This window comes from Streptosporangium sp. NPDC049248, assembly GCF_040678965.1.
Classification (GTDB): Bacteria; Actinomycetota; Actinomycetes; order Streptosporangiales; family Streptosporangiaceae; genus Streptosporangium; species Streptosporangium fukuiense.
Window position 1 is genome coordinate 136,649 of record NZ_JBFAQY010000007.1, and the last position, 25,542, is coordinate 162,190.

Here is a 25,542-nt window from a genome sequence, read left to right on the forward strand (position 1 = left end):
AGAGCGCGAACAGGCACACACCGTAGCACCACGCCTACGGCTAAGAACAGACAGTCACTCTCGAACCACGCATTTCCTGTCTAATCAACCGTGAGTCAATGTATTCGTCGATTAATACTCTCTATTCGGACATTTGCTTATATAGGGTCATGATTTTCCGCGGGGTCGGCGGGATGCGGTCTCGTCGGCCCGGGGATTCGGGGCACGTGTCCGTGCCCGGAGAACGGCGGATCTCGATCGGTGGCCGGGGACCGTACGACACGAGGCCGTGGGTCTCCCCGTGACAGCGGAGACCCACGGCGTGGGGGTGAAGCGCCTGATCAGCGAGGAGAGCGCGTTGACCACCGCTGATCAGGCGGGCTCAGAGTGCCTCAGGGGCGCCTCAGGGGTAGGAGACGAGCTTGGAGGGGATCGTGTCCGTGCCGAAGGCCGGGCCGCCGGTGCCGTTGATCACATGGTTGATCCGCCCGTTGCCGCCGAGGGAGACGGTGAGCAGGCTGTGGAACTTGACTCCAGGCTTCACCGGGGTCTCGAACGCGTTCTCCACCTGGATCGTCGGGTCGACGTTGAAGTAGACGTAGCTGCCGAGTCCCCAGCCCTCGTGGGTGTCGACCGCGGGGCCGACCTTGTAGGCCGCCCAGCCCTTGGTGCCGCCGTTCATGTAGGCCGCCTGGTTCGGCGGGTCGTACGCCTTCTCGTTCTGGAAGAAGATCGTCCGGCCGCGCTCGCCGTACCACTCGACGTCGTACCTGCGGTAGTGCTCGACGAACAGGCCGGTCGCCAGGACGTCGTCGCCGTTGACGATCAGGCCGGTCTCGGCGGTGTTGACGTTCCAGCCGATGCCGTCGCCGTGGTCACCGCGCCACAGCCAGGTGTGGTCGATGATCACGTCGTCGCTGTTGACGACCACGCTGGTGGTGGCGTTGCCGGCGAAGGCGCCGCCGATTCGGACGAACACGTCCTGCAGCGTGGTCGGGTTGGCGGCGTGGTCGGCGCTCGACCCCTGCGGGCCGACCTCGATGAGCACGTCGGACTTCTGCGGGCCCGCGTCGACCAGGAAACCGGCGAGCCGCACGCCGTCCACGTCGGCGACCTTGACCGCGGTGGCGCCGCCGCCGGGGATGATCGTGGCCAGGCCGAGACCCAGGACCACGGTGTTCGCCCTGGTCACGTTGATCGGCTGGTCGATGTGGTAGATGCCGGGGGTGAGCAGCAGGTGCAGGCCCTGGCTGAGCGCGGCGTTGATGGTCGCGGCCGTGTCGCCGGGTTTGGCGACGTAGAACTGGGCGAGCGGGATCGAGCTTCCCGGGGTGGCGCCGTTCGCCCAGCTCACACCGCGCGCGCCGGTCCGCTTGGCCGGGACGAACACCCGGTACTCGTTGCCGGAGAGGTAGAGGTACGGCTTCTCACGGCTGATCGGGGTGTTGTCCAGCGTGGTGTAGGACTTGTCGGTGAAGGCGGTGGCGGGAGCGCCCTGCACCCCGGAGAAGACCATGTTCCACACGCCGTTGACCCAGCCGCCGACGGAACTGTCCCGGGTGTACCACTGCTGCTGCGAGTACGGGCCGACGGCGCCGTCGATCTTGCTGTCGGCGATGTAGCCGCCGCTGGCCCAGCCGTAGCCGGTGGGGGCCAGGTTGAGCGCGCCCTTGATGTGCATGCGGCGGAACGGCGCGGCCTGGGAGACGGCCCACTGGTTGGTGCCGCCGGGCGGCTGGACCGACAGGTTCTCCGTCGAGCGCCAGAAGTTCTGGGTCGCGTTGCCGCCGAACCAGCCCGCGTCGACGGTCACGCCGTTGACGGTGACGTCGTCGGGGGACTGCCCCAGACCCATGATCGAGGTGTAGAAGCCGACCTTGGCGTTCACGTGGTAGGTGCCCGGCTTGAACAGGAAGGCGTGGCGCCCGGTGCCGAACTGGGCCGACTCCTGCTGCTGGAAGACGGTGTCGAGCCGGCTCTGGATGTCGGCACTGGACATGGACGGGTCGAAGACGTGAACGTTCGGTCCCAGGTCCCCGCCGCCGGGGATCACCGGACCGTCGGACGTGGTGCGCACGGCGAACTCCCACAGTGAGTATCCGTAGCCGGTGGCTCGGGTGGTGCCGTGCATCCGGACGTACCGGGCGGAGCCGCTCACCTCGTGCGACTGAACGCCGCCGGTGGCGCCCGTGACGGACTTCAGGTCGGTCCAGGTGGTGCCGTTGGTCGACCCCTGGAGCTTGAAAGCGCTCGCGTACGCGGCCTCCCACCTCAGGTCGATCCCGCAGACGGTCCGGGTCGAGCCCAGGTCCACCTGGATCCACTGCGGGTCGCCGGCCGCGCTGGACCAGCGGGTCCCGTTGTCGCCGTCGAAGGCGGCGCTCGCGGGGGTCCCGCCGTTCTCGGTGGACGACGCGGTCGAGGGTCTGTTCAACGCGGCGTTGCCGGTCCCGCACTGGCCCGCGGGGCCCGAGTCCCCACCGAAGACCTGGAACTCCCACAGTGAGTATCCGTAGCCGGTGGCTCGCGTGACGCCCTGCATCCGGACGTACCGGCCGCTGCCGGTGACGTCCCAGGTGTCGATTCCGCCGTCACCGCCGGTGACGGTCTTCAGATCCGTCCAGGTGCTCCCGTTCTCGGATGACTGGATCTTGTATCCGCTGCCGTACGCGGCCTCCCAGTTCAGCACGACCCTGCTGATGCCGAACGAGGCGCCCAGGTCGACCTGGATCCACTGGGAGTCGCCGGCCGCGCTGGACCAGCGGGTGCCGGTGTCGCCGTCGACCGCGGCGGCCGGCGGGGTGCCACCGTTCTCGGTCGAGGAGGCCGTCGCGGCCTTGCCCTGCGACAACAACGTGTCGGCGAATGCCGGGCTCGACGGTACTGCGAGCAGAGCCGCCACGACTGCCGTGGCAGTCCATAAGGCGGCAGGACGGAACAGACCTCTCATGCTTGTCTCCACAGTGGATCCGGGGGGTGGAAGGTCCGACAGCAGATGAGGCGCGACTACGGCACTGTAAATCAACGCCTTATTTCTATACTTAATTTAATTTGTCGGAAACATGAGGTCAATAGGTCCCGTGCCACGGACGAGCTCCGCCCCCGCCGCGAGACACCGGCAGGCCCCCCCGGCCTGCCGGTGGATCTGGGAGCTCAGACGCGGGGCACGACGTGGCCGAAGCGGAACACCCGGGCCGGGTCGTAGTGGTCCTTGAGAGCGATGAGCCTGCGCAGTGTCGGCTCCGGCCAGGCGCGGGCCAGGTCTTCGGGGGCGAGCATCGCCCCGTGGAAGTTGAGCTGCGTCCCGCCGGTCAGCCAGGGAGTCAGGGAGCCGAGCACGGCACCGCCCACGGCCGGGACGACCGTGTCGAGCAGTTCGGGAACGGGGGCGCCGATCACCATCACGCCGAAGGCGGCGTCCCGCCCGCCCACGGCGTTCGGCCGGCGCGGCTCGCGGCCCAGCGCCCCGCCCAGCTGGCGCAGCTCCACGATGGCCAGCGGCACGTCGACCGTCGGGCCGGCCGCCGCCAGGAGCGCCTCCACGGTCTCCGCGCCGAGCTCGCGCAGCAGGGCGCCGCGCTCCCAGCTCGGCATGGGATGCACCGGGTCCTGGTGCACGGAGTCGATCGCGCCGAACGGCATCTGCGCGATCTCGCCGAAGATCGGCTCGGCGACGGCCCGCATCGGGGCGAGGAGTGCCTCCGCCTTGTGGGCGTCGCCGAGATGGGCGAAGCGCAGGTGGGTCACGAAGCGGCCACGCAGCTGCGGGGGGAGTTCGGGCACCGGGGGCAGGCGCAGCATCGCCACCGAGGTGGTCGTGGCCTCCGGCAGCGTGTCGACCCAGGTCCGGTAGGCGTGCAGGACGGCGGGGGTGTCCTCGGCGCTGAAGTAGAGGCCGCCCCCGTACAGGGTCGACACCGGGAACAGGTCGATGACCATGGAGGTGACCACGCCGAAGCTGCCCTTGCCGCCACGCAGTCCCCAGAACAGGTCGGGCTCGGTGTCCGGGTCCGTCACCCGGACCAGGCCGTCCGCGGTCACCACGGTGATCTCCCGTACGTGGTCGGCGGCGAAGCCGAAGGCCCGCGAGATCGGGCCGATGCCACCGCCCAGCGTGTAGCCCACCGCCCCGACGCCCGTGGACGAGCCGCTCAGGGGGGCCAGGCCGTACGGGGTCGTCTGCGCGATGACGTCCGCCCAGCGGCAGCCCGCGCTGACCCGCGCGGTGCGGCCGGAGGGGTCGACGGTGACCTCGCGCATCCTGGAGGTGTTGATCAGCAGCGCCCCGTCGGAGGCCTGGACGGCGCCGTGCCCGGTGGCCTGCACGGCGACGGGAAGGGAGTGGTGGACCGCGAAGCGGACCGCCGCCATGACGTCCGCGGTGCGGGTGGCGCCCACCACGACGGCCGGGTGGTGCCGGACCGCGGTGTTGAAACCCGCGGTCTCCTCCTCGTAGCCGTCCTGACCAGGAGCGAGGACAGGGCCGGCGACCTGGCCTCGCAGGACTTCCAGCTCTCCGCCGAGATGCTCGGCCGTGGAAAAGGCGGTACTCATGAGGGTTCTCCCGATGGTGTGAGACGACTCGCGGCGTGGGGCGAAGTCGCGGGGCCTCGACCGGCCCGGTCCTCCAGTTGTCGCAGCCGGCACTTGGAGACGACTGGGTTGTTACTGGGGTCCGGCGGCCACCGCGACCGGAGTGGTGGCCGCCGGACCCGGCCGAGGACCTAGAGGACTCCTAGTCGTTTCCTAGACGGCGGTGGAACGCTGTGCGCATGTCGTCGTCACTGGAGTCCCAGCCCTCCAGCACCCTGCTGTTGCGGGAGGTCCTGGCATACGCGGGTGCGACGGGTCCCGATCTGCTCGACGAGGCCCTGGAGGAGGCCCTGTCCGAGGTGTCGGCCGCTCGCTGCCGGGTGTACGTGCTGGTCGATCTGGCGCGGCCGGTGGACGATCCGCCGGTGGCCGGTGCCCTCGTCGAGGTGGGACAGCCCGACCGTGACGCCCGCCTGCGGGCCCTGGTCGTCGCCCTGCCACACCGGGGACGGGGTCTCGGCCGGCGGCTGCTCGGTGACCTGCTGACGGAGATGCGCGCGGACGGCGTCCAACTGGTGCGCTACCGGGTGGCGGCGGCGGATCCGGGAACGTTCTCCCTCCTCGGCTCCTCCGGTTTCGTCGCCGCCGACAGAACCCCCATCGCGACCTGCCGATACGATGGACCCGCGATCGAGGCATTGGCGGTCGCGTGGCTCGTGCGGGAGTTGTGATGCTCGCGAACGGTGGCGAGGTACCGGATACCGCCCAGGCCGCGGCGTGTCTGGATTTCCGCATCCTCGGACCGGTGGAGGTGGCCGACGGCACCGGTGCGCTCCTCGACCTGGGATCCCGCAAACAGCGGGCCGTGCTGACGCTCCTGGTGCTCAACGCGCCCCATGTCGCACCCCTCGACCAGATGATCGACCGGCTCTGGGCCGACGAGCCGCCGTCCAGCGCGACAGGAACGCTCCAGGCGTACATCTCCCAGCTCCGCAGGATCCTCGAACCGCTGCGCAGCCCTCGGTCCCCCGCTCGCGTCCTGCGGACCCGGGAGCCTGGGTACCTGCTGGACATCTCGCCCGATCAGGTGGATGCCAACCGCTTCATCCGGGCCGTCGAGGAGGCACAGGCCGCTCTGGCCGACGGGCGGGCGTGGGAGGCCGAGCGGTCCCTGGACGCGGCACTCGGCACCTGGCGGGGCGAGCCGCTCGCCGACTTCTCCGACCGCTCCTTCGTGGGGCCTGTCGTGGCCCGCCTCACCGAGGTGCGCCTGTCGGCACTGTCCACGCGGGCCGAGGCGTGGCTGCTGCTCGGCAGGTTCAGTGAGGCGGCCGTCGAGGCCGGGCATCTGCTCGATCTCGATCCCTACCGGGAGGGGTCCTGGGCGCTGCTCATGCGCGCCCTGTACCGCGACCGCAGGCAGGCCGAGGCACTGGCCGCCTACCAGCGCTGCCGTACCCTCCTCGGTGACGAACTCGGGCTCGATCCCAGCCTCGAACTGCGCCGTCTCGAACAGGCCATCCTCGACCAGGACGAGTCTCTCGAAGGCTCCTGGCCGTCGATCGCGCGAGGGGAGGAGATCTCGCCCGCGCGCGGGGACGGATCGTCCCGCGGGGAGGACGTCGTGGCCCCCCGGACGGCAGGGGAGTGGCGGGCCTCCGCCCCGCGCGGGCGCAGGCTCGTGGGCAGGGAGCCTCAGCTGCGCCGGATCCGGGAGCGGTTGCGGGACACGGCCCGTGGCGCGGGAGGCGTGCTGCTGGTCAGCGGCGAGTCCGGGGTCGGCAAGACCCGTCTCGCGGAGGCCGCGGCCGAGATCGCCGGGGAACTGGGGGTCACCCCGGTGTGGAGCCGGTGCGTCGAAGGGCGTGGCGCGCCCGTGTTCTGGCCGTGGATCCAGGTGCTGACCGCCCTCGAAGAAGAGGCGGAGGCCGGTGCCGGAGGGCTTGGGGCCGTGACCCGGGAGGCGGAGGGGGTCGAGAACGTGATCCGCCGGTTGACGGGCGCGGACGGGGCCTCGGGCGCGGACGATCCCGACACCGCGCGCTTCCTGCTGTACGACGCGGTGGCCAGGGCGCTGTCACGGCGGGCGGGCGTGGCACCGGTGCTCATCCTCATGGAGGACGTCCACTGGGCGGACGCCGCGTCCCTGAAGCTGCTGACCTTCCTCGGCGGCGACCTGCACCGGGTGCCGTTGCTCGTGCTGGCGACCCTGCGCCCCGAGGCCGCCGAGACCGCCGAGGCGTGGCCGGCGCTGACGGACGCGCTCGGCGACCTGACCCGGCAGCGCGGTACCGAGCGGATGAGCGTCACCGCGTTCACGTGGGAGCAGGTCGCCGACTACCTGGACGACGCGGGCCCTGACGATCTGGGCCGGGTAGGTCGTGCGGACATCGGCCCCGACCCGGCCCTGGTCAGCGCGCTGCACGACCGTACCGGCGGTAACCCCTTCTTCCTCGGTGAGGTGCTCCGCCTGCTGGACAGCGTCTCGCCGCTGGACCAGGTCGCCGCCGCGGACGTCACCTCCCTCTCCGTCCCCGAGGGGGTGCGCGACGTCATCACCCGGCGGGTCTCGCGGTTGCCCGAGGACTCCCAGACGCTCCTGCGGGCCGCCGCGGTGATCGGCAGGGACGTCGACGCGGACGTGCTGGAAGCCGCCACCGGGATCGGCGGCGCCCGGATGATGATGCTGCTCGAACCCGCGGTGGCGACCGGCCTGCTCACCGAGGTGGCCGGGGGCTGGGACTATCGCTTCTCGCACGCGCTCGTCCGCGAGGCTCTCTACACGGGACTGAGCCGACTGCAGCGGGCGCAGATCCACGGGCGAGTGGGTGAGGCGGTCGAGAATCTTCACCCGGGAAACCTGGAGCCGCGACTGCCCGTGCTCGCCCACCACTTCGGCATGGCGGCCAGGATCGGTCACTCGGCCAAGGCGACGTCGTACGCCGTCAGGGCGGCGGTACAGGCGGCGGCCCGCCTCGCCTACGACGAGGCGGTCATGTTCTGGGAGCAGGCGCTCGCGGCGCTCGACCCGCAGTCCGCGGATCCGGCGTTCAGCCGCGGCGCCCTGCTCATCGAGCTGGGACGGGCGCGCAGGGTGGTCGGCGACGTGATCACGGCGCACACCGCCCTGGACGAGGCCGTGACCCTCGCCATCCGTAAGGGCGACGACGCGGCGGTGATCGAGGCGGCGACGGTCTTCGGCGGGGTGACGCTGTGGAACTGGCGCGCCTACGGCGTGGTGGACAGGCGCATGATCGACGTGCTGGAGGACCAGCTGAACCGGCTGCCGCCCGGGCGGGAGGCGGTCAGGGCCGAGCTGCTGGGAACCCTCGGAGTGGAGCTCTACTACAGCGAACGGCGGTGGGAGGGCGCGAGGCTCGCGGCCGAGGCGGTCGCGCTCGCCCGGCGGGCCGGTGACCACCGCCTGCTCGCGCGCACGCTCAACAACTTCATCATCGCCTCCTGGACCCCGGAGTACGAGGAGGAGCGCTACCGGGCGGCGGAGGAGATCCTGTCCCTCCCCGACCTGCCCCGGGCCGCCGAGATCATCGCCCGCCTGCACCGGATGCCGACCTTCCTGCGCGAGGGAAGGCTGGCCGACTACGACGCCGAGCTGGCCCGCTGCCTGCGCCTGACCGGCGAGGTGCGGATGCCGGAGCTCGAGACGCAGGTGACCTACGCCGCGACCGGGCGGGCGATGCTCGACGGCCGCTGGGAGGAGGTGGAGAGGCTTGCCGCGACCGGCGCCGAGAGCTACCGGCGCATCAGCCTCTGGGGCCCGGAGTACATCCATCTCCTCTGCGCCTTCTTCTCGTCCTGGGCACAGGGCCGACACGGGGTGCTCGTACCGGAACTGCTCGAGGCCGCCGAGGACGACTCCAACAGCCTGCTGCGTCCCGCCGCCGTACTGGCCGTGATCGAGGCGGGGGACGAGGCGCTCGCCCACCGTCTGATCGACCGGTGGGGCGTCGCCGTCGAGCGTGACTGGGCGTGGCAGTTCGTCACCTGGCAGTGGGGTCTCGTCGCGGCCAGGATCGGCCGCCCCGATCCGTACGGGCTGCTGGAGGAACTGGAACCCATCGCCGAACAGCTGGTGACGTTGGGAACGGGATGCATCTCCTGGGGGACGATCCACGGTGTGGTCGCCCAGCTGCTCCACAGGGTCGGTCGCGTCGAGGAGGCACTGGCGCACGCCGAGCGAGCGCGGGAGACCCACCACCGCCTCGGGCTGTGGCACCTGGAACACCGCAGTGCCGCGCTGGCCAGGGAGATCCGTGAAAGCTGATCCCGCCGGCCGGAGCCCACGTATCGGCCGGGGGTGCGGTCATCCTCGCCGTGACCGCGCCTGCCGGCGGAGCGGTCCGCCCGGGCCGTACCGGTGCGGGGGGCGCCTCTCGGGCTCGCCCGCCGTGTTCAGCCGTTCGGGTTCCGTCTGGCGGGAGTCCGTTGGTCCGCCTCGTCGGCCAGTTGGTACTCCACGATGGCGCACCAGTGGTGCCAGCGCGCCAGATCGAGGTGCTGCTCCACGTCGCCCACGCCCGCGTCGGCCATGAGCTGGTGACCGCGGGCAGCCGACTCGTGCGCGTTGACCAGGGCGTGGTGGCCGTGATTGGCGAGTGATTCGCTGACCGCCAGATTCACGGCTATCTCTCCCATTGTCCTGGGTCGGCCGTCGCCGAAGCCCTTCCCGGTGAGGTCGCGGCTCTCCGAATCGTCACTCATAGCTGCTGAGTGCCCAGCAGATCTCGGATCTATCTGGGACCCGCGCTCCGATGTGGACGATTTCCGGACGTCAGAGCGGTGGGCGGCGCGTTGCGCGGGACGGTCTCGGGGCTACCCTGCACGGCATGATTGAAGTGGAGTTGCGTGGATGGCGACCCGACGACATGTGGGTCGTGCTCGACGCGTTCAGCTCCCCGGACATGGCCGAGCAGGCGGCCCGGCCCATCGACACGGCCCAGGCGGCGCTGGAGTGGATGGGGGTCTGGGGCTTCCGTGACGACGCGCGGGCGTTCGCCGTGGTGTCCAACGGCGAGGTCGTGGGGAACGTCGCCGTGAGCAACATCGACGCGCACGAGACCGGCTGGGTGTCCTACTGGACGATCCCGCGTGCCAGGGGACGGGGTGTGGCCGTGGCCGCCGCCGGCAAGATGGCCGAGTGGGCGTTCAGGGAACGGGGGCTGTTCCGCCTGGAGCTGGCGCACCGGGTCAGCAACGTGGCCTCCTGCACGGTGGCCACCAGGGCCGGATTCCGCTCCGAGGGAATCGAGCGGGCCAAGCTGAGTTACGCGGGCGTCCGCCACGACGTGGAGCGGCACGCCCGCCTGGCCACGGACTGAGCGGCGCGGTCTCGCCCACGGGCGAAACGCCCGCCGGGCTCAGAGGGCCTTGAGCCCGGCGAGGAGGTCGCGGAGCAGGTTCTCGCGGGGGATCGCGGAGGGCGCCGCGGGGAGCCGTACGGTGATCAGGTCGTGGTCGCGCAGGTCGCCGAGGAGCACCCGGAGCACTCCGACGGCCATGCCGGTCTCCCCGGCCAGTTCGGCGACGGAGATCGGCGCGCGGCAGGCGTTCAGGATCGACATGTGCTCGGGCGGCAGGTCCCGGCGTGGGGCCCGGACCGCCACCACCACGGCCATCAGGTCGAAATGAGCGCCCGCGGCCCTGGTCCTGCCGCGGGTCATCGTGTAGGGACGGACGATCGGACCGGCCTCCCGGTCGAGCCAGCGCTCGGTCATCAGCCGCCCTCCGGCCCGGTGCGCTGCCGTTCGTCGCGGAACGCGGCGAGCACGCCGCTCGGTACGGCTCCCCTGCTCTCCGGGGTGGTCTCCGCGACAGGGGCGCCGGAGGCGGCCCGTTCGGCGGGTACGGTCTGGCGCACCCGTTTGGGGAGGCCGTTGCCGGAGGGAAGCCTTTCGACCTCGACCGAGTAGGTGAACCGGGGATCGAGCGGTTCGACCACCAGCTCGCTCGGGAGCAGCACGATCGCCGTGGTGCCGCCGAAGGGGGAGGGCCGCAGGGAGACGCGGATGCCGTGCCGGACGGCGAGCTGCGCGACGACGAACAGGCCGAGCCGGTCGCTGTCGGCCAGGTCGAACTCCGGCGGGTCGGCCAGCCGCGCGTTGAGCCGGGCCATCTCCTCGGCGGGGATGCCGAGCCCCCGGTCCTCGACCTCGATGGCGTAGCCCCTGGCGACCGTCTCGCCGTGCACGCGTACCGAGGTGTGCGGGGGAGAGAACATGGCGGCGTTCTCGACCAGTTCGGCGACCAGGTGGATCACGTCGGTGACGACCGCGCCGATCACGGACGGGCCGTGCGGAACGCTGATCGTCACGCGCGGATAGTCCTCGACCTCCTCGACCGCGGCGCGGACCACGTCGTAGATCGTGACCGGTGTCCGCCATCCCCGTCCGGGGACGGCGCCGGACAGGATGATCAGGCCCTCGGAGTGGCGGCGCATCCGGGTGGTCAGGTGGTCCAGGCTGAACAGATCCTCAAGGGTCTCCGGATCGCGGGCCCGCCCTTCCATGGTCTCCAGCATGGCCAGCTGCCGGTGCAGCAGGGACTGGCTGCGCCTGGCCAGGTTCACGAAGACCTTGTTGACGCCCTTGCGCATCTCGGCCTGACCGACGGCGGCCTCGACGGCGGTCCGTTGCACGGTGGAGAACGCCTCGCCGACCCTGGCGACCTCGGTGGTGCTGCCGACGTTGATCTCGGGTGCCTCCGAGCAGACGTCCTCGCCCCGGCGGAGCCGCCGGACCACGTCGGGCAGCCGCCTGTCGGCCAGGTCGAGGGCCGCCTGCTGGAGGTCGATGAGCTCGCCGCCCAGCCGCCGGCCGAACCGTACCGAGACGAAGACGGACAGCCCGACCGCGGCCAGGCCCAGCCCGCCGGCGAGGCCGATCTGGATCAGGATGCCCCTGGCGAGCGGCATGGACCGCTCGCTGATGCGTTCGCTGACCTTTCCGGCGCGGCTGTCGAAGTCGTCGGAGAGCCGGGTGGCGACCTCGGCCCAGGCGGGGTCCGGAACCGCCGACGTGGCGACGGCGTTCTCGATCCTCTCGAACGAGGAGTAGTCGGGGGAGTCGTGCAGGGCGGTGTAGAGGGCCTGGAACTCGGCGTCGAACTGGTCGAAGCCCAGGGAGTAGAGGAGCCTGCGGCCGGTGACCAGTTCGCTGAACCTGGCACGTTCCGAGGGGCTCATGGCCCCCTCGACCACGGCTCCGGCTATCAGGGCGGCCTGCCGGCTGAGGATCTCACGGCTCCGCCCGACCATGACGACGGCCCGCGCCTGGTCGGTCAGCTCGATGTCGGTGGATATCCGCACCTTCTCGTAGACGTCGAAGGCGGCCTCGATGATCCCGGTGTAGGCGTCGAGCGTCTGCAGCCGGGTGTCGGTGCGGGTGTCGACGCCGCTGCGGATCTCGGTGAGCCGGTCCATGGCGCGAAGGAGCCGGTTCAGCCGCTCCCAGGTGCCCGGGACGAGGTCGGAACGGGCCGCGGTGATCAGCCGCTCCAGCTCGGCTCGCGCGTCGTTCGTGCGGACGCGCTGCGCGTCCAGTTCCGCACGCGAGACGTCGACGTCTCCCAGGACGGACAGCGACAGCAGCCGTTCGTGCTGGAGCGCGGTGGTCACTTTTCTGGCGGGTTGGACCGCGTACACGTAGCCGTCGCGGATCTTGAGGAGTTCCTGGCCGTTCTGGACCGTCAGGCTGGCAGCAAACGCCCAAATGACTACAAGGGATACAATTGGTACCAAAAGTAAGGTAAAAATTTTCACCCTGATTGAGTGTTTTCGGCCAGCCATAATACCTCGCACTATTGAGATGCGTGGTTAACAGTCGCCAAACATAGCAATGAGGGTCACTTGGTGCTAGATGTGCATGTGGGTTACGTTGCGATGATTTATCGTGCTGTATCGGTTTGGAACCTTCCATACCTCAGGTGCGTCTCTTCAGGTAGGAGGGAACCTTCGATGCAAACGATTGCGGAGCTCGTCAAAGCCGAGGCCGAGCGGGCGGGACGGTCGGCGCGGGCCCACGGCGGCACGCTGGCGGTGCAGTTGGTCCGTTTCGGCCCGCGGTTGGTGACGGCCGAGGTCGACGAGGGCGCCGCGTGCGTCGAGTTCCGGATCGTCGACGAGACGCTGGACTGGCGCTGCAGCTGTCCCGAGGGCCGTGGCGGTGCCTTCTGCGCGCACTGCGTGGCGACGGCTCAGTCGGTCAGCACGAGAACGGACAGGAAGGACTCTCCGGGCGTGTCATCGGCGACCGCCTCGGTGAGGACGGTCCGGATGGCGTCATAGGTCTGGCGGTCCTCGCTCCGCAGCGTCGACGGCTCCGACCAGAGCAGCAGGTGCTCGCCCGGCGGCAGCCACGACAGGTCGGTCAGCACGTCGTAAAGCGAGTCGAGGGTGTGCCCGAAACGGTCGGGCAGGTCGAGAGCCTCGGCGATCGCGTCCATCGCCTCGGCCGAAGTGGTGATCTTCACGCCGTTCAGCGGATGCGGCGTCGCGGTGCCGAGCATGGACTCGACCTCCTCCGCCGACCCCTGGCGGAACGTTCCCCTGGACAACGCGATCATCTCCGTCCGTGGTCGGCGGAGGGCGTGTGACGACTCACCGTCGACCGTGCCCTGAGCTGCTGTTTCGTACTGCTTATCGGACATCTCACCTCGCCGAACTACCCGCGCGCGCGCTCTGGAAAACGAGACGGCGGTGTGTCCTCCCGGCCGTCCGCCGGAGCAGCGTTGTATGGTTGTCAGACAATATGCTTACAATCGTCCCGTGAAACTCGCCGTGATCGGAGCCGCCGTGCTCTGGGGGACCGCGGGAACCGCGGGCCTGCTCGTCGCCGGGGTCGATCCCGTCTCCATGGCCGCCGCCCGCCTGGTGATCGGTGGCCTGGTCCTCGCGGCCGTCACCGGCCCCGCGCGGCTCCTGGGTCTCCCCCGAGGCCCGCTCGCGGCCGCCGCGGTGGCCGTGGCGGCGTACCAGCTGTGCTTCTTCGCCGCGGTCAGCAGGACCGGAGTGGCCGTCGGCACGGTTGTCGCCATCGGCAGCGGCCCCGTCTTCACCGGGCTGCTGTCCTGGCTGCTCGACCGCGTGCGGCCCAGCCGCCGCTGGGCGGTGGCGACCGCGGCGGCGATCGCCGGCTGCGCCGTACTCACCGGAGGGGGAGGCGAGGTGCGGGCCGATGGGGTCCTGTTCGCGCTGCTCGGCGGCCTGCTGTACGCCTTCTACGCGGTCACCGCCGCGCGGACGATCGGCGCGGGGGCGCCCTCCGACGCGGTGATGGGGCTGATGTTCGGTGGGGCGGCGGTCGTCATGGTGCCCGTCCTGCTGTGGACCGGCACCGGCTGGCTCGCCGAGCCGCGCGGCCTGCTCACCGCCCTCTACCTGGGCTGTGCCACCACCGCGCTGGCCTACCTGCTGTACGGAAGGGGGCTGCGCACCACCCCGGTCGCGACCGCCGCCACCCTCGCGCTGGCCGAGCCCGCGGTGGCGACGCTGCTCGGTGTCGTCGTGCTCGGCGAGCGGCTCGGGCCCGCCTCGGTCGCCGGCCTGCTGCTGCTCGGCGCCAGCCTGGTCGCGGTCTCTCTGCCCGAGCGCGTCTCGCCCGCCGGCCGGGGCGGAAGGGCAATAGGGTCGTCGGCGTGACCCTCCCGCTCCATCCCGTCTCCGCCGTCGGCGCGCTCGCCGACGCCCTGCGCCGGCGGGTGCTGTCCGGCGAGATCGACCCGGGCACCACGCTGCCCGAACAGGAGCTCTCGGCCCTGTACGGGGTGGCCCGCCCGACGGTCCGCGAGGCGCTCGCCGTGCTCGTGCACGAGGGGCTGCTCAGGCGCGAGCGGCACCGCAGCGCCCAGGTGGCCGAGGTGACCGTGGCCGACCTGGACGACCTGATGTTCGTTCGGCGCCCGCTTGAGGAACTGACGGCCACCGCGCTGGCCGGCCGGCGGGTCGGGGAGGCGGACGCGGCACTGGCGCGAATGGCCGCGCTGCCCGCGGACGCCCCCTGGGCGGACATGGTGGCCGAGCACATGGCGCTGCACCAGGCGCTGGTCGTCGCGGTGGGCAGCCCCCGGCTGGAGCGGCTCTACGGCATGCTGGCCGTCGAGACCAGGCTCGGCCTGGTGCGGCTGCGCGCCGTCTACTCCGACCGGCACGTGCTGGTCGCCGAGCACCGGAACCTGCTCGACGCGATCGCCGGCGGTCCCGCGGAGGCCGCCAGGGAGGCGGTCGCCGCGCATCTCGATCACGGCTGGGGCGGTCATTAGGCACTGACTTGCACGGCTCTATTGCACGCGGAGCCCCGGAGTGGTCACAATCGCGCCCATGCACGGCAACTCAGTGCCGGACTCCTACGTATATGTCACCGAAGAAGGCGTGACCCGTCACTACGAGGACGGCAGCGTTGACGCCCTCGCGTGGGAGGACGTCGTCGAGGTGCGGGTAGTGGGCGATACGGACTCGGACATCCTGTACATCCTTCTTGATCGAGAGGGCCAGGGGTGCGTGGTGCCCAGGTCGGCGACCGACGCGACCTTCCTCGCCCGTCTCCGGTATCTCCCGGATTTCGATCTCGATCGGCTCGGTGCGGCGGCGGAGGCCGCGCACGACGATTACGTCGTCGTATGGCGCAGTCCGGAACCACCTTCTGCTCTTCCGGATTTTGAATACGACTAATTTCATATTATTGACAAATATAAGCGGTCAAAGGAACACGTTTGATCCGCTCCGTCAAGATGTCATCTCCTTGTACTTCGGCCAATAGTGGACAGTGGCCGGTATTCCCCCACCCAATGGTGATCACTAGGATTTCCATGGGTATCCACGCTCCTGATGCATTAGGGAATGCTGTCAACTATTGAAATGAGATGCGTGGCACCTTATCCGGACGAGTCGGGGCATCTTGGGTGGGGTGGTATGAGAGTGGGAACTGAGGAGCTCGTCATCGGGCTCCTTAAGAGTCCAGCGCGCACTTCTCCGAGTATCTGGACACGCCCTTATGTCCGTATTCTCCTGGCCGGAGATGTCGCGTGTTCGATAATCGCCTGCGGGGCCGTTCTCGGAATCCGAATCTGGTTTGGTGCTTTCATCCCCGGGACGGAGGCGCTGCTCGGACTGGGGCTCGCCCTGGTGTGGCCGCTGGCCCTGGCCGCGGGGGGCGCCTACCGCAAGCGCACCTACGGCGAGGGAACGGATGAGTTCCGGACGGTTTTCAACGGCGCCGCGGGGCTGACGGCCACCGTCGCGATCGGGGCCTACGTCACCCAGACGCCGATCGCCCGCAGCTTCGTCATGGCGATGTTCCCGCTGGCCTTCATCCTCAACGCCGTCTTCCGCCACCGGATGCGCAAGCGGCTCCACCGCAGGCGCGCCCGCGGTGACCACATGCGCCAGGTGGTCGCCGTCGGCCACCGGGAGTCGGTGCTCGACCTGGTGATACAGCTGCGCGGGCAGCCGCACCACGGCATGCTCGTCGTCGCCGCGTGCCTGCCCGCGGGCCCCGACATGGTCGAGGTCGACGGAATCCCGGTCCTCGGCGGCTTCTCCGACGTCGCCGCGGTGGTGGCCGAGGTCAACGCCGACGCCGTCGCCGTACTGGCCTGCCCGGAGTTGGACGGCGCGGCGCTGCGCAGGCTCGCCTGGGGCCTGGAGGACGCCCGTACCGACCTGTTCGTGGCACCCGCGCTGATGGACGTGGCCGGCCCGCGCATCAGCATCAGCCCGGTCGCGGGCATGCCGCTCCTGCATGTCGAACACCCCGACTTCCGCGGCGCCAGGAGGCTGGCGAAGAGCCTGTTCGACCGGTTGGGGGCGGGGCTGGCCCTCCTGGCGCTGGGTGTGCCCATGCTGGTGATCGCCGCGCTGATCCGCGCGACGAGTCCGGGACCCGCGCTCTTCCGTCAGGTCAGGGTGGGCAAGGGCGGTGTGGAGTTCCAGGTGGTGAAGTTCCGCACGATGGTCGTCGACGCGGAGCGACTCAAGATCGACTTGGTGTGCGAGAACGAGTTCGACGGTGTCTTGTTCAAAATTAGGAACGATCCAAGGATCACCCGGGTGGGCGCCTTCCTGCGCCGGTACTCCATCGACGAGCTGCCACAGCTGCTCAACGTGCTGCGCGGGGAGATGTCCCTCGTCGGCCCACGGCCGCCGTTGCCCGACGAGGTCAGGCAGTACGGCGCCGACGTGCGCCGCCGCCTGGTCGTCCACCCCGGCATGACCGGCCTGTGGCAGGTCAGCGGGCGCTCGGATCTGACCTGGGAGGAGTCGGTCCGGCTGGACCTCCGCTACGTGGAGAACTGGTCGCTCTTCCTGGACCTGCAGATCCTCTGGAAGACCTGGAGCGCCGTGGTCGGCGGAGAAGGGGCCTACTAGTGAAAGCACTCGTGCTCGCCGGAGGGGCGGGCACCCGGCTGCGGCCGATCACCCACACCTCGGCCAAACAGCTCGTGCCGGTCGCCAACAAGCCCGTGCTCTTCTACGGCCTTGAGGCCATCGCCGCGGCGGGCATCCGCGAGATCGGGATCGTGGTGGGCGACACGCACGCCGAGATCGAGGCGGCCGTCGGCGACGGCCGCGAGCTCGGCCTGGAGGTGACCTACATCCGCCAGCGGGCGCCGCTGGGCCTGGCCCACGCGGTGCTCATCGCCCGCGACTACCTCGGTGACGACGACTTCGTCATGTACCTCGGCGACAACTTCATCGTCGGCGGCATCAACGGGGTCGTCGAGGGTTTCGCCCGCGAGCGGCCCGCCGCCCACATCATGCTCACCAGGGTCGGCGACCCCCGGCAGTTCGGGGTCGCCGAGCTCGACGAGGCGGGCCGGGTGATCGGGCTTGAGGAGAAGCCGCCGGTGCCCAAGAGCGACCTCGCGCTGGTCGGCGTCTACCTGTTCAGCGCCGCGATCCACGAGGCGGTGGCCGAGCTCAAACCCTCCGGGCGGGGCGAACTGGAGATCACCGACGCCATCCACTGGCTGATCGCCGACGGCCGGCCGGTCGCCTCCACGGTCATCTCCGGCTACTGGAAGGACACCGGGAACGTCACGGACATGCTGGAGGTCAACCGGCTGGTGCTGGAGTCCCTGGAGCCCCGGGTGGACGGCCTGGTCGACGGCGCCAGCCAGCTGATCGGCCGGGTGGTCGTCGAGGCCGGCGCCGAGATCGAGAGGTCCCGCATCGTCGGGCCGGCGATCATCGGCTCCGGAGCCCGGATCCGCGACAGCTACATCGGCCCCTTCACCTCGATCGCGGCAGGCTGCGCGATCAGCGGCAGCGAGATCGAGTACTCGATCGTCCTGCCCAGGTCCTCGATCGCCGGAGTCTCGCGGATCGAGGCGTCCCTCATCGGCCACGACGTCGAGGTCACCCCCGCCCCCAACACCCCCAGAGCCCACCGCCTCGTGCTGGGCGATCACAGCAAGGTGCAGATCAGCTCATGACAACCTGCAGGTTGTGCGGCTCGACGAGCCTCGCCAGCGTCGTCGACCTCGGGGCGACCCCGCCCTGCGAACGATTCCTCACCGAACGGCAGCTGGCGGAGCCGGAGGTCACCTACCCGCTGCACCTGCGGGTCTGCACCGGCTGCTGGCTGGCGCAGATCCCGCCGATGATCACACCCGAGGAGACCTTCACCGAGTACGCCTACTTCTCCTCGTACTCGACGTCGTGGGTGGAGCACGCGCGGGAGTTCGTGAGCGGGGCGGTCGACCGGCTCGGGCTGGGAGGTGACTCGTTCGTGGTCGAGGTGGCCAGCAACGACGGGTACCTGCTGCGGCACGTCGTCGAGCGGGGCATCCGGTGCCTGGGCGTCGAGCCTTCCGAGAACGTCGGCCGGGCGGCCAGGGACGCCGGGGTGCCGACGCACACGGCCTTCCTCGACGAGCGGACCGGCGCCTCGGTGCGCGCGGAGCACGGGCCGGCCGACCTGGTGGTGGCCAACAACGTCTACGCCCACATCCCGGACGTCATCGGGTTCACCCGGGGACTGCGCGCCCTGGTGGCCGACGACGGCTGGGTCTCCATCGAGGTCCAGCACCTGCTCACCCTGATGGAGCACAACCAGTACGACACGATCTATCACGAGCACTTCCAGTACTACACGGTCGCCTCCGCGCGGAGCGCCCTGGCGAGCGGCGGCCTCCGCCTGGTGGACGTCGAGTCGCTGCCCACGCACGGCGGCTCGATCCGCCTGTGGGCCCGGCCGGCGGAGATCGCGGGCGAGCCGGGCGAGCGGGTGGCCGCGCTGCTCGCCGCGGAGAAGGCCGCGGGTCTGCACGAGCTGTCGGGGTACACCGAGTTCGGCGAGCGGGTGGCGCGGGTGCGCAGGGACCTGCTGACCTTCCTCCTCGACGCCGCCCGCCAGGGCCGGACCGTCGCCGGCTACGGGGCGCCCGGCAAGGGCAACACCCTGCTCAACCACTGCGGGATCCGGCCCGACCTGCTTCCCTTCACCGTCGACCGCAATCCGTACAAGCACGGCAGGTTCACCCCCGGCACCCGCGTACCGATCCTGCCGCCCGAGCGGCTCGCCGAGGAGCGGCCCGACTACGTGCTGGTCCTGCCGTGGAACCTCCGTGAGGAACTCGTCGAGCAGCTGTCCTTCGTACACGCCTGGGGAGGCCGGCTGGTCTTCCCCATCCCCAACCTGGAGATCGTCGAGGTGAACCCGTGAAGGTCGTCCTCTTCTGCGGCGGATACGGCACCAGGATGCGCACCGGCACCCCCGGCGACGTGCCCAAGCCCATGCAGCTCGTGGGGCCTCGGCCGCTCATCTGGCATGTGATGCGCTACTACGCGCACTTCGGGCACACCGAGTTCATCCTCTGCCTCGGCTACGGCGCGCACCACATCAAGGACTTCTTCCTGAACTACCAGGAGACGACCTCCAACGACTTCGTGCTGCGCGGCGGCAGGGTCGAGTTGCTGTCCACCGACATCTCCGACTGGTCGATCTCGTTCGTGCAGACCGGGATCACCTCCCCGATCGGTGAGCGGCTGCGCCGGGTCCGCGACCACCTGGACGGCGAGGAGATGTTCCTGGCCAACTACGCGGACGTGCTCACCGACGCGCCGCTGCCGGAGATCGTCGAGCGCTTCACCCTCTCGGGCGCGGGCGCGTCGATGATGGTGGTGCCGCCCTCGGACACCTTCCACTGCATCGAGCTGGGTGAGCGCGGCACGGTCGGCGGGATCACCCCGGTCAGCGAGATGCCGCTCTGGGTCAACGGCGGATACTTCGTGCTCCGCCAGGAGATCTTCGACCACATCCCGGCCGGTGGTGACCTGGTCGCGGACGGCTGTGCCGAGCTGGCCAAGCGCGGCAGGCTGCTGGCCTACCCGCACCGCGGCTACTGGCGGCCGACGGACACGGTCAAGGAGCGGGTCGCCCTCGACGAGGCGTACTCGCGCGGTGACCGGCCCTGGGCGCTCTGGGAGCGCGAGCACCTGGCGGTGCCGACCACGTGATCCGCTTCAGACCGGCCCGGGCGGGCCGGATCGCGCTGCTCGCCGCGCACTGCGACGACCTCGCCATCGGGGCGGGCGGCAGCCTGCTGACCCTCTGCGCCGCGCGTCCCGGCATCCGGGTGGACGCCCTGGTGCTCTCCGGCGGCGGGACCGAGCGCCAGGACGAGGAGCACGCGGCGCTGACCGCCTTCTGCCCGGGCGCCGACCTGCGGCTCACCGTGCTCGAACTGCCCGACGGGCGGCTGCCCGCGCGCTGGGAGGAGGCCAAGGCGGCGGTGGAGGAGCTGCGCGCGCGCACCGACCCCGAGCTGCTGTTCGCGCCGCACCCCGCCGACGCCCACCAGGACCACCGGACGCTGGCCGAGCTGGTGCCCACAGCCTTCCGCGACCACCAGGTGCTCGGCTACGAGATCGCCAAATGGGACGGCGACCTCGGGCGCCCCTCGGTCTACCAGCCGCTCGCGCCCGAGGTGGCCGAGGCGAAGGTGAGCCTGCTCCAGCGCCACTACCCCTCGCAGCGCCACCGCCCCTGGTACGACCGCGAGGCGTTCCTCGGGCTGGCCCGCGTCCGCGGGATCGAATGCCACGCCCGCTACGCCGAGGCGTTCCACGTCAACAAGCTGACCCTTGACCTGTCTGGAGGTTGAACCGGATGCGCGTGCTGCTGACCGGGCACCAGGGCTACCTGGGGAGTGTGATGGCCCCGGTGCTCGTCGCCGCGGGCCACGAGGTGACCGGGCTCGACTCCGGGCTCTTCGCCGGATGTCTGCTGGGTCCCGCGCCCGGCGACCCGCCGGGACACGCGGTCGACCTGCGGGACGTCACCCCCGGTCTGCTGGCGGGGGTGGACGCGGTGGTGCACCTCGCCGCGCTCTCCAACGACCCGCTGGGCGCGCTGGCGCCCGAGCTGACCTACGACATCAACCACCGCGCCGCGGTGCGCCTGGCGAGGCTGGCCCGGGACGCGGGCGTGCGCCGGTTCCTGTACGCCTCCACCTGCTCGGTCTACGGCGCCTCAGGCGATGACCTGGTCGACGAGGACGCGCCGCTGCGCCCGGTGACCCCCTACGCGGACTCCAAGGTCAGGGTCGAGAGCGACCTGTTCGAGCTGGCCGACCGGGACTTCAGCCCGGTGTTCCTGCGCAACGCCACCGCCTTCGGGTTCTCGCCCAGGTTGCGCGCGGACATCGTGCTGAACAACCTCGCCGGGCACGCGCTGCTGTCCGGGGAGGTCAGGGTGCTGTCCGACGGCACTCCGTGGCGCCCGCTGGTGCACGCCGCCGACATCGCGAACGCCTTCGCCATGGCGCTGGCCGCCCCGCGCGACGCCGTCCACGCCAGGGCGTTCAACGTCGGCACCGAGGAGAACAACCTGACGGTGGCCCAGATCGCCGCCGAGGTCGCCGAGGCGGTGCCGGAGGCCCGGGTCGTGATCACCGGGGAGACCGGGGCCGATCCGCGCTCCTACCGGGTCGACTTCTCCCGTGTCCGCGACGCGCTCCCCGGCTACCAGGCGCTGTGGACGATCAAGGCGGGCGCGCTCCAGCTGGTCGAGGCGTACCGGCGGTTCGGCCTGACGGCGGACGACTTCCAGCGCCGTTTCACCAGGCTGGCCTGGCTGTCCGCCCGCCGCGAGGCGGGCACCGTCGACGGCGCGCTGCGCCCGCGCGAGGTGGCGGGGGCGGTGGACGGTGACCGATGACGGCGAGGGGCGCGGGATGCACGCCCTGGTGGAGCGGCTCTACCCGCTCTGCCGGAGCATCACCGGCGACGGCGTGCGCCGCACCCTGGAGATCGTCGCGGAGTCCATCGGCCTGCGGGTCCACGAGGTGCCGACCGGGACCCAGGTCCTGGACTGGACGGTGCCCAGGGAGTGGAACATCCGTGACGCCTACGTCAAGGACGCCTCCGGTGCCAGGGTCGTCGACTTCGCCGCGTCGAACCTGCACGTGGTCGGCTACAGCGTCCCGGTGTCGGCCACCATGACCTTGGACGAGCTCCGGCCCCACCTGCACACGCTGCCCGAGCAGCCGGGGCTGATCCCGTACCGGACCGGCTACTACGCGGAGACGTGGGGCTTCTGCCTGGCCCACGACACCCTCGCGGGCCTGGCCGACGGGCGGTACGAGGTCATGATCGACTCCACGCTCGCCGACGGTCACCTGACCTACGGCGAGCACGTGGTGCCGGGCAGGGTCGACGAGGAGGTGCTCGTCTCCTGCCACGTGTGCCATCCGTCGCTGGCCAACGACAACCTGGCGGGCATCGCGGTGGCGGTCGGGCTCGCGCGGCGGCTGGCCGAGGCCGACCCGTGGTACACCTACCGCTTCCTGTTCGCTCCCGGCACCATCGGCGCGATCACCTGGCTGGCGCGCAACCGGGAACGTGCCGGGCGGATCAGGCACGGCCTGGTGCTGGCCTGCGCGGGGGATCGCGGCCCGCTGACCTACAAGCGCAGCAGGCGGGGAGACGCCGAGATCGACCGCGCCGTGCGGCACGTCCTGCGGACCTCGGGGCGTGACCACGCGGTCGTCGACTTCTCCCCCTACGGCTACGACGAGCGGCAGTTCTGCTCGCCGGGCTTCGACCTGCCCGTCGGCTCGCTCACCAGGACCCCCTACGCGGGCTACCCGGAATATCACACCTCCGCCGACAATCCGGACTTCGTCTCCCCGGAGGCGATGGCCGACACCCTGCGGACCTGCTGGGAGGTGACCCGGGTGCTTGACGACAACCGCTCCTACCTCAACCTCAGCCCCCACGGAGAGCCGCAGCTGGGCAGGCGCGGCCTGTACGGGGCACTGGGCGGGCGCAGCGACACGCAGCAGGCCCAGATGGCGATGTTGTGGGTGCTGAACCTCTCCGACGGGGAGCACAGCCTCCTGGACGTCGCGGAACGATCCGATCTGCCCTTCGCCGCGGTGGCCGACGCGGCACGGGCGCTGTGCGGCGCGGGACTGCTCAAGGAGTGCGGGAAATGACACTGCAACGGGCCGGCACGGGTCCTGGAGCGCTCAACCTCCGGGTCGGCGAGACGGTGGAGGTGCTCGGCGAGGCCGAGATCATGGCCACCCTGGACGAGCGGGGAGAGCTGGACGCGCTGCCCTTCATGCCGGAGATGCTGGCCTTCTGCGGGCGGCGGCTCACCGTGCACAAGGTGGCGCACAAGCTCTGCGACACGATCGGCAGCAGCGGCATGCGGCGGATGGAGCGGGCGGTCCACCTGACCGGGGCCCGCTGCGACGGGCAGGCGCACGGCGGCTGCCAGACGGCCTGCCAGTTCTACTGGAAGGAGTCCTGGCTCAAGCGGGTGGATCCGGACTCCCCCCGCACCCCGGTCACCGAGCACGACCTCGCCGCGGGCCGGCCCCTGCTGCCGATCCTGCAGGCCGCGACCAGGAAGGAGCCGGGACCGGGCGGGGAGGAGCGCTTCTCCTGCCAGGCGACCGAGCTGCTCCGCGCCGCGCCCACCTGCCTGCCGTTCAAGGACGTCGGGCAGTACGTCGCCGACGTGCGGACGGGGAACGTGGGCGTGCTGTGGATGCTGCGCTCGTTCCTCGTCGGGCTGTTCAACCGCTTCCAGCAGGCCAGCAGGCGCCTCCTGCCCAGATGGCTGTGGATCAGGGGCGGGCTGCGCTGGGGGTTCGTCAGGGGCAAGGCCGGGCCCACCACTCCGACGCGGACCCTGGACCTGCGTCCGGGGGAGCTGGTCCGGGTCAGGTCCAAGGAGGAGATCCTCCAGACGCTCAACGACGACCTGCTCAACCGCGGCATGGGGTTCGAGGAGGAGATGTCGCGCTACTGCGGGCACGTCGCGCGGGTGAGCGCCCGCGTCGAGCGGTGCCTGGACGAGAAGACCGGCCGGATGCTGCAGATGAAGAACCCCTGCATCGTCCTGGAGGGCGTCATCTGCGCGGGCGCGTACAACGTCAGCTGCCCGCGCGAGTTCGTGCCGTTCTGGCGGGAGATCTGGCTCGAACGCGTCGAGGAGCCCAGCTGAGCCGATCACCCCACGAGACAGGCGGAAGGCACGGATGAACCAGCGACAGGGCGGGGACGCCGGCGCGGACGAGGCGACCGACGTGACCGGGGAGCAGGTCGGGACGATCGGCAGGAAGGCCGGCCGCGGCTTGCGCTGGAGCCTGCTGGGCAACCTCGGGACCAAGCTGACGACCTTCGTCATGGGGCTGGTGCTCGCCCGGCTGCTGGTGCCGGAGGACTTCGGCCTCTACGCCATCGCGCTCGCCGCGACCACCTTCGTCATGCACGTCAACGACGTCGGCATCATCGCCGCCACCGTGCAGTGGCGGGGCAGGGTCGAGGAGATGGCGCCGACGGCGACGGTCATGGCCCTGGCGTTCAGCACCGGGATATACGGGATCTTCTGGGTGGTGGCCCCGTACTTCGCGGAGCTGGCGGGCAGCGCGGAGGCCACCCCGGTGGTCCGGCTGCTCACCGCGATCATCCTCATCGACGGTGTCACCGCGGTGCGGGCCGGCTCGCTGATGCGCGGGTTCGGGCACGACAGGCTGACCAAGGCCAACATCGCGGGCTCGCTGGTCAACGCGGCGGTGGCCGTCACGCTCGCCGCGAACGGCGCCGGGGCCTACAGCTTCGCCTGCGGGCAGGTCGCGGCCAACGCGGTCACCGGCGCGCTGGTGCTCGCCTGGGCGGGATTGCCGTTCCGCCTCGGTTTCGACCGGGAGGTCGCGGCCAGGCTGCTGCGGTTCGGCGCGCCGCTGGCCCTGGGCCTCGGCATCGAGGCGGTGCTGATGAACGCCGACTACGTCATCGTCGGCGCCGTGCTCGGCCCCGCCGCGCTCGGCTTCTACCTGCTGGCCTTCAACGTCTCCAGCTGGGTGCCCAGCGTGATCGGGACCGCCCTGCGCTACGTCACGGTGCCCAGCTTCTCCAGGCTGGCCGAGCAGCGGCCCGAGTCGCTCTCACTGGGGGTGCAGCGCTCGGTGCCGCTGCTGGTCGCGTTCGTGCTCCCGGTCGCCGTCGTGACCGCCACGCTGGCGCCGGAGATCGTGGCGTTCCTCTACGGCGAGAAATGGGCACCGGCCGCCGGGGTCCTGGCGCTGCTCGCGGTCCTGCTGGTGGTCCGGATGCTCACCTCCCTCGCCTTCGACATCCTCACCTCGGCGGGTGCGACCAGGGCCACCGTGTGGATGAACCTCGGCTGGGCCGTGGCGCTGGTGCCCGCGCTGTGGGCGGGCACGCACTGGTACGGCATCCGCGGCGCGGCGATCGGTCACGCGCTGGCCGGCCTCCTGGTCGCCCTGCCGATGGCGGTGCTGATGCTGAGCCGCGCGGGAGTGCGCCTGGCACCCGTGCTTCCGGCCCTGGTCCGCCCGCTGCTGGGCGCCGTGCTCGCGGCGGCCGTGACCGTGACGCTCGCCGGGATGACCGGCGGCCCCCCGCTCGTCCGGCTCTGCGTGGCCGGCGGTGGGGGACTGCTCGCCTACGTCCTGCTCGCCGTACCCGCGGCGCGGCTCAGAGAACTCGGCGCGCGGGCCGTTCCCGCCCGTGCCCGCTGAACCACCACCGAGAGAAAG

Annotated in this window: 21 protein-coding genes; 15 read left to right on the forward strand and 6 right to left on the reverse strand. The window is 70.8% G+C overall.

Features of this window, described 5'->3' with window-relative positions:
• Window positions 1–382: 382 nt before the first annotated feature.
• Both AB0K21_RS16050 and AB0K21_RS16055 read right to left on the reverse strand, forming a co-directional pair.
• Window positions 383–2,881, reverse strand: a complete 2,499-nt coding sequence (locus AB0K21_RS16050; RefSeq protein WP_364150528.1) for a discoidin domain-containing protein — start codon at window positions 2,879–2,881, stop codon at window positions 383–385.
• A gap of 251 nt (window positions 2,882–3,132) precedes the next feature.
• Window positions 3,133–4,533, reverse strand: coding sequence for an FAD-binding oxidoreductase (locus AB0K21_RS16055; RefSeq protein WP_343978653.1), 1,401 nt, complete (start codon window positions 4,531–4,533; stop codon window positions 3,133–3,135).
• Between the two features lie 218 nt (window positions 4,534–4,751).
• On the opposite strand from AB0K21_RS16055, the gene AB0K21_RS16060 reads away from it, so the two are divergent.
• Together AB0K21_RS16060 and AB0K21_RS16065 are read left to right on the forward strand one after the other, a co-directional pair.
• A complete protein-coding gene (locus AB0K21_RS16060; RefSeq protein ID WP_343978650.1) occupies window positions 4,752–5,243 on the forward strand; it encodes a GNAT family N-acetyltransferase in 492 nt (163 codons plus the stop codon).
• Window positions 5,243–8,797, forward strand: a complete 3,555-nt coding sequence (locus tag AB0K21_RS16065) for a BTAD domain-containing putative transcriptional regulator (RefSeq protein WP_364150533.1) — start codon at window positions 5,243–5,245, stop codon at window positions 8,795–8,797. The genes AB0K21_RS16060 and AB0K21_RS16065 overlap by 1 nt, the downstream gene beginning before the upstream one ends.
• Before the next feature lie 128 nt (window positions 8,798–8,925).
• On the opposite strand, the gene AB0K21_RS16070 is transcribed toward AB0K21_RS16065, so the two are convergent.
• The gene (locus tag AB0K21_RS16070; RefSeq protein WP_343978643.1) at window positions 8,926–9,234 is read right to left on the reverse strand and encodes a hypothetical protein; all 309 of its coding nucleotides are present in this window, start codon (window positions 9,232–9,234) and stop codon (window positions 8,926–8,928) included.
• A gap of 125 nt (window positions 9,235–9,359) precedes the next feature.
• On the opposite strand from AB0K21_RS16070, the gene AB0K21_RS16075 reads away from it, so the two are divergent.
• Window positions 9,360–9,851 (forward strand): GNAT family protein, encoded by a 492-nt coding sequence (locus AB0K21_RS16075; protein WP_343978640.1) that lies wholly within the window; start codon window positions 9,360–9,362, stop codon window positions 9,849–9,851.
• A gap of 39 nt (window positions 9,852–9,890) precedes the next feature.
• Here the strand turns inward: AB0K21_RS16075 and AB0K21_RS16080 are convergent, their stop codons facing one another.
• From AB0K21_RS16080 to AB0K21_RS16090, 3 genes are all read right to left on the reverse strand, one after another.
• On the reverse strand, window positions 9,891–10,247 hold the full coding sequence (locus tag AB0K21_RS16080) for a DUF742 domain-containing protein (RefSeq protein WP_343978637.1): 357 nt from the start codon (window positions 10,245–10,247) through the stop codon (window positions 9,891–9,893).
• Window positions 10,247–12,145, reverse strand: coding sequence for a nitrate- and nitrite sensing domain-containing protein (locus AB0K21_RS16085; RefSeq protein ID WP_343978634.1), 1,899 nt, complete (start codon window positions 12,143–12,145; stop codon window positions 10,247–10,249). The genes AB0K21_RS16080 and AB0K21_RS16085 overlap by 1 nt, the downstream gene beginning before the upstream one ends.
• A 578-nt stretch (window positions 12,146–12,723) precedes the next feature.
• Window positions 12,724–13,176 carry a barstar family protein gene (locus AB0K21_RS16090; RefSeq protein ID WP_343978631.1) on the reverse strand — a complete coding sequence of 151 codons (453 nt, stop codon included), beginning with the start codon at window positions 13,174–13,176 and terminating at the stop codon, window positions 12,724–12,726.
• Between the two features lie 118 nt (window positions 13,177–13,294).
• Between AB0K21_RS16090 and AB0K21_RS16095 the strand changes: the two genes are divergently transcribed.
• From AB0K21_RS16095 to AB0K21_RS16150, 12 genes are all read left to right on the forward strand, one after another.
• Window positions 13,295–14,167, forward strand: a complete 873-nt coding sequence (locus AB0K21_RS16095; protein ID WP_343978628.1) for an EamA family transporter — start codon at window positions 13,295–13,297, stop codon at window positions 14,165–14,167.
• Window positions 14,164–14,787, forward strand: a complete 624-nt coding sequence (locus AB0K21_RS16100) for a GntR family transcriptional regulator (RefSeq protein WP_343978625.1) — start codon at window positions 14,164–14,166, stop codon at window positions 14,785–14,787. The genes AB0K21_RS16095 and AB0K21_RS16100 overlap by 4 nt, the downstream gene beginning before the upstream one ends.
• Before the next feature lie 58 nt (window positions 14,788–14,845).
• Complete coding sequence (locus tag AB0K21_RS16105; protein ID WP_364150540.1) at window positions 14,846–15,196, forward strand: hypothetical protein; 351 nt, start codon at window positions 14,846–14,848, stop codon at window positions 15,194–15,196.
• A gap of 240 nt (window positions 15,197–15,436) precedes the next feature.
• The gene (locus AB0K21_RS16110; protein WP_364150543.1) at window positions 15,437–16,891 is read left to right on the forward strand and encodes a sugar transferase; all 1,455 of its coding nucleotides are present in this window, start codon (window positions 15,437–15,439) and stop codon (window positions 16,889–16,891) included.
• The gene (locus AB0K21_RS16115) at window positions 16,891–17,958 is read left to right on the forward strand and encodes a glucose-1-phosphate thymidylyltransferase (protein ID WP_343978616.1); all 1,068 of its coding nucleotides are present in this window, start codon (window positions 16,891–16,893) and stop codon (window positions 17,956–17,958) included. Before AB0K21_RS16110 ends, AB0K21_RS16115 begins: the two co-directional genes overlap by 1 nt.
• The gene (locus AB0K21_RS16120) at window positions 17,955–19,190 is read left to right on the forward strand and encodes a class I SAM-dependent methyltransferase (protein ID WP_343978613.1); all 1,236 of its coding nucleotides are present in this window, start codon (window positions 17,955–17,957) and stop codon (window positions 19,188–19,190) included. The genes AB0K21_RS16115 and AB0K21_RS16120 overlap by 4 nt, the downstream gene beginning before the upstream one ends.
• A complete protein-coding gene (locus AB0K21_RS16125; protein ID WP_343978610.1) occupies window positions 19,187–19,984 on the forward strand; it encodes a sugar phosphate nucleotidyltransferase in 798 nt (265 codons plus the stop codon). The genes AB0K21_RS16120 and AB0K21_RS16125 overlap by 4 nt, the downstream gene beginning before the upstream one ends.
• Window positions 19,981–20,631 carry a PIG-L deacetylase family protein gene (locus tag AB0K21_RS16130; RefSeq protein WP_343978607.1) on the forward strand — a complete coding sequence of 217 codons (651 nt, stop codon included), beginning with the start codon at window positions 19,981–19,983 and terminating at the stop codon, window positions 20,629–20,631. The genes AB0K21_RS16125 and AB0K21_RS16130 overlap by 4 nt, the downstream gene beginning before the upstream one ends.
• Window positions 20,632–20,636: 5 nt before the next feature.
• Complete coding sequence (locus AB0K21_RS16135; RefSeq protein ID WP_364150548.1) at window positions 20,637–21,686, forward strand: SDR family oxidoreductase; 1,050 nt, start codon at window positions 20,637–20,639, stop codon at window positions 21,684–21,686.
• The gene (locus AB0K21_RS16140; protein WP_343978601.1) at window positions 21,676–22,965 is read left to right on the forward strand and encodes a DUF4910 domain-containing protein; all 1,290 of its coding nucleotides are present in this window, start codon (window positions 21,676–21,678) and stop codon (window positions 22,963–22,965) included. The genes AB0K21_RS16135 and AB0K21_RS16140 overlap by 11 nt, the downstream gene beginning before the upstream one ends.
• Window positions 22,962–23,984, forward strand: coding sequence for a hypothetical protein (locus AB0K21_RS16145; RefSeq protein ID WP_343978598.1), 1,023 nt, complete (start codon window positions 22,962–22,964; stop codon window positions 23,982–23,984). The genes AB0K21_RS16140 and AB0K21_RS16145 overlap by 4 nt, the downstream gene beginning before the upstream one ends.
• Before the next feature lie 34 nt (window positions 23,985–24,018).
• Window positions 24,019–25,524: a lipopolysaccharide biosynthesis protein gene (locus AB0K21_RS16150; protein ID WP_364150553.1), complete on the forward strand. Its 1,506-nt coding sequence runs from the start codon at window positions 24,019–24,021 to the stop codon at window positions 25,522–25,524.
• Window positions 25,525–25,542 lie beyond the last annotated feature (18 nt).

What these genes read in the sequence shown, in the direction of transcription:
- AB0K21_RS16055 (WP_343978653.1), bottom strand. Translation starts at nt 4,533, where the DNA reads ATGAGTACCGCCTTTTCCACGGCCGAGCATCTCGGCGGAGAGCTGGAA.
- AB0K21_RS16060 (WP_343978650.1), top strand. Translation starts at nt 4,752, where the DNA reads ATGTCGTCGTCACTGGAGTCCCAGCCCTCCAGCACCCTGCTGTTGCGG.
- AB0K21_RS16065 (WP_364150533.1), top strand. Translation starts at nt 5,243, where the DNA reads ATGCTCGCGAACGGTGGCGAGGTACCGGATACCGCCCAGGCCGCGGCG.
- AB0K21_RS16070 (WP_343978643.1), bottom strand. Translation starts at nt 9,234, where the DNA reads ATGAGTGACGATTCGGAGAGCCGCGACCTCACCGGGAAGGGCTTCGGC.
- AB0K21_RS16075 (WP_343978640.1), top strand. Translation starts at nt 9,360, where the DNA reads ATGATTGAAGTGGAGTTGCGTGGATGGCGACCCGACGACATGTGGGTC.
- AB0K21_RS16080 (WP_343978637.1), bottom strand. Translation starts at nt 10,247, where the DNA reads ATGACCGAGCGCTGGCTCGACCGGGAGGCCGGTCCGATCGTCCGTCCC.
- AB0K21_RS16090 (WP_343978631.1), bottom strand. Translation starts at nt 13,176, where the DNA reads ATGTCCGATAAGCAGTACGAAACAGCAGCTCAGGGCACGGTCGACGGT.
- AB0K21_RS16105 (WP_364150540.1), top strand. Translation starts at nt 14,846, where the DNA reads ATGCACGGCAACTCAGTGCCGGACTCCTACGTATATGTCACCGAAGAA.
- AB0K21_RS16110 (WP_364150543.1), top strand. Translation starts at nt 15,437, where the DNA reads ATGAGAGTGGGAACTGAGGAGCTCGTCATCGGGCTCCTTAAGAGTCCA.
- AB0K21_RS16120 (WP_343978613.1), top strand. Translation starts at nt 17,955, where the DNA reads ATGACAACCTGCAGGTTGTGCGGCTCGACGAGCCTCGCCAGCGTCGTC.
- AB0K21_RS16135 (WP_364150548.1), top strand. Translation starts at nt 20,637, where the DNA reads ATGCGCGTGCTGCTGACCGGGCACCAGGGCTACCTGGGGAGTGTGATG.
- AB0K21_RS16145 (WP_343978598.1), top strand. Translation starts at nt 22,962, where the DNA reads ATGACACTGCAACGGGCCGGCACGGGTCCTGGAGCGCTCAACCTCCGG.
- AB0K21_RS16150 (WP_364150553.1), top strand. Translation starts at nt 24,019, where the DNA reads ATGAACCAGCGACAGGGCGGGGACGCCGGCGCGGACGAGGCGACCGAC.